Source organism: Paenibacillus periandrae, from assembly GCF_022458865.1.
Taxonomy (GTDB): Bacteria; Bacillota; Bacilli; order Paenibacillales; family NBRC-103111; genus Paenibacillus_S; species Paenibacillus_S periandrae.
On the sequence record NZ_JAJNMU010000070.1, the window covers coordinates 1 to 3,157 of the forward strand.

2 protein-coding genes and 1 pseudogene are annotated in these 3,157 nt (G+C 39.7%); 1 reads left to right on the forward strand and 2 read right to left on the reverse strand.

What is annotated here, in order from left to right:
* Positions 1 to 905: 905 nt before the first annotated feature.
* Positions 906 to 2,066, reverse strand: a pseudogene (locus tag LRL21_RS44455) (IS256 family transposase).
* 145 nt (positions 2,067 to 2,211) lie between these two features.
* Positions 2,212 to 2,547, reverse strand: coding sequence for a helix-turn-helix domain-containing protein (locus LRL21_RS44460; protein WP_240422159.1), 336 nt, complete (start codon positions 2,545 to 2,547; stop codon positions 2,212 to 2,214).
* A 170-nt stretch (positions 2,548 to 2,717) separates the two neighbouring features.
* Between LRL21_RS44460 and LRL21_RS44465 the strand changes: the two genes are divergently transcribed.
* Positions 2,718 to 3,038: a hypothetical protein gene (locus tag LRL21_RS44465; RefSeq protein ID WP_240422160.1), complete on the forward strand. Its 321-nt coding sequence runs from the start codon at positions 2,718 to 2,720 to the stop codon at positions 3,036 to 3,038.
* Positions 3,039 to 3,157: the final 119 nt, after the last annotated feature.

A 3,157-nucleotide genomic window follows, 5' to 3' on the forward strand; every position in this document is an offset into this window, starting at 1 on the left:
GCATTCGATGGTCTAACCGTTTGGAAGAAACAACGAAGCGCCGTCGCTTCCGACGAGACCCGCAAAAGTATCTTCAAGAGGCTGAATCCAAATATTGTACGTTAATTAGTCAGCCGTAGTTTTTTTTCATTCACATAGGGACTTTATAAAATGATTTTTGATCAATTTTAAAAGTAGTTATCTTAAACCTCAATGTAGCGTCAAAACGAGCGCCAATGTGCAATGATTCACCAATAAAAAAAGTCGAATAATGTCAAATGTAAATGATTCGGAGAAACTTAGTCCTGGTTGAGGAGAAATAAAAGGAATGAGAGGATTGTCATGTTATTAAAAAGGAGTCGGAAGATGAACATTCGAAAGTTTTGTTTGGTACCCTTTGCATGATGGTAGGCATGAACTCTTTAGCCAGGGTGAGGCACTGGTCGATGATTCTCGGAAAGCCAAGGTCTCAATATGCAATAGTGAACTAGCTTTGGATGTAACCCCAATAAATCATCAGGACACGGTGATGTTGTTTGTTAAAGTAAGGCAGGATATTAAGGAGCATGTCATAGTTTTCAATGTACCAGCCTGCAGTGTAATTCTTTCGATTCTATGTGTGCATTCTATCGACAGAGGTTCATTCTTGTTGTACTAACAGACTGAATAGAGCCACCGTAAGCTACAAGCTACATGAATGGCTACCAAATAAAAAGATTGCCATATACCGGGGAAAGCCGGTTAAGAGGCAGGCAATCTTTCATTTTAATAATTTTCTTTAATAATTCTTGTTACAAACTCTGCCCTCGAATGCATTGGTTTGATAAGGTTTGAAAACAATGCTTAAGCCTATTCTTTTGGGGGTCTGTCAATAATTTTGTGTAAACTCTTTTACAGACCTTCCCCCGAGGGGTAACTCTCGAAAATTAGCGCAAGTGCTGGCCTACCCGATCCGGAAAGAACACGGACAGTTGGAGCAGCATCTGGCCCCATATTTGGACACGACCGTCCATTTACGGATGACATCCATTGTCGCCAGATACAGCATCTTCAACAGGGACTCGTCGCTTGGAAAATACTTTTCGGAGCTGCCTGTGGTAACTCTCGATGATGTTCGTCTTGTAGATGAGCTTTCGGATTTCAGGAGGATATTTGAAAAAAGTCGCCAATTCGTCCCAATTTCGACGCCAAGATTGGACAATGAGTGGATATTTGACTCCCCAAACCTCTTCAAAACGGTCCAGTTCCTGCAGCGCAGCCTCTTCCGTTGTTGCTTTATTGATCGGTTTTAAATCCGCCGTCACCTTTTTCAGGTCTTTGTAGGAAACAAATCGGGTTGAATTTCGAATTTGATGCATTTCTGGATTTCGGTCTTCGGATAGCAGGCCGAAATGGCCTGGGTGAAGCCTGTTAGATTGTCAACACAAGTGATCAAAATATCTTGAACACCGCGGTTTTTCAATTCGTTCAATGCGGTTAGCCAGAACTTGGCGGACTCATTTTCACCGATCCACATGCCCAGTACATCATTGCTTCCATCTAAGTCAATACCGATCACCATGTACGCCGCTTTGTTCACGATATGCCCGCCCTGCTTGACTTTGAAGTGAATCGCATCTAGAAATACGACAGCGTAAACGCTTTATAAAGGAGGGTTCTGCCACTCCTTAATGAGCGGAACGATCTTGTTCGTTACGTTGAAAATGAGGGTAGGTGAGACTTCAATGCCGTACAAGTTTTCCAAGTGGTCTTGGATGTCACGCGTGCTGACTCCCTTAGCGTACAAGGCAATAATTTGGTCCTCAATGCCCGTTACATTGGACTGATGCTTCTTCACGACAAGGGGTTCAAACTCGCCATGTCGGTCACGGGGAGTGATGATTTCTTGTTCTCCGTACTCACTGGTTACGATCTTTTTGCTTTTTTCCATTGCGACTGTTAGACGTTTTTTTGTTCTCGATTTCATGCTTTTGATAGCCTAAATACGTATCCATTTCCGCTTCCAGCATTTCCTGAATCGTTTCGGCAAATAGATTCTTTAATGCGTCTTGGGCATCTTGAGCCGTTACCAACTTATTTTCTATGATAAATTCACGAAGCTGCTGTTTTGTCCATAATCCATTGTGTGCTCCCCAACCTTTCCTATACTTTCATTTTAATAGATTTTGGAGTTTACAAATATATTTTACACACTCTCTTTTGGTGTACTAATAAGGTTGATTTACTGCTAGACTATCCGAAAATCTCCTTCAAAATTACCTTAGCTTTACGTATATCTTCTTTCGGATGCCTTAGCAGTAGATCTACAATTTCTTGAAGATCCTTCTGTTTACTTGTCTCTCCCAGATCTATATTTGAGTAACGAAATAACTCTATTACTTCCACGTCAAGCGCCGCGGCAACCTTTGCAAGATTACTCATTGTGATATTCTTTTCACCACGTTCTACCGCACCAATATATGAAAAATGAAAGTTTGCTAACTCCCCAAGTTGTTCCTGCGAATAACCCTTTTCCTTCCTGATATCACGAACTCTTGCACCTATGTTTTTGAGTATACGTTCTGGCATTAGCTACACCTCTTACTTGAAGTGTAGACAAATGAAGTGATGCAAGACATAACCGTTTAAGTATTATTAAATTAAATAATATTTTTGAGTATTATTTAGGATTTTTTTGTCTATAACTGGTTACTAGATTCAGAGATTCATATAATAATGAAGAGGAAGTGAAAAGAATTATGACAAACAGTGTACATCTAGAATGGGCGTTAGTAACAAGTAGGGGGATTCGTTACGATAATATATTTTATTCATGTAGGCAAGCGATAAAAGAACAATGGTTTATGAAAGCTGACGAAAAGGGCTGCTGGGCGATCCGAGTATTTACGCCTATAACGAATAATAAAATTATCTTTATTGTTAGCCCTAATAATATTCATATAGCCTATTCTTTAAATTCAAGACAGATTAATGAAATGGAGGTACAAGCTTATTTTAAGAATATAAATGATTTGAAGAAATTTCGTGCAAGAAAAAAGGCGATTATAACTGCTATATAAACCGCACATGAAAAACTTACCAAGCCACCAAATGGGTAATAATCAGTAAGACAATCCCAAAGGTGGCGTTAAACATGAGTACAAGTGAAATCAATAAGCTGAATAAAGCCATGAAAGAA

Coding starts and splice junctions, on each gene's coding strand:
- LRL21_RS44465 (WP_240422160.1), top strand. CDS start 2,718: ATGACAAACAGTGTACATCTAGAATGGGCGTTAGTAACAAGTAGGGGG.
- LRL21_RS44460 (WP_240422159.1), bottom strand. CDS start 2,547: ATGCCAGAACGTATACTCAAAAACATAGGTGCAAGAGTTCGTGATATC.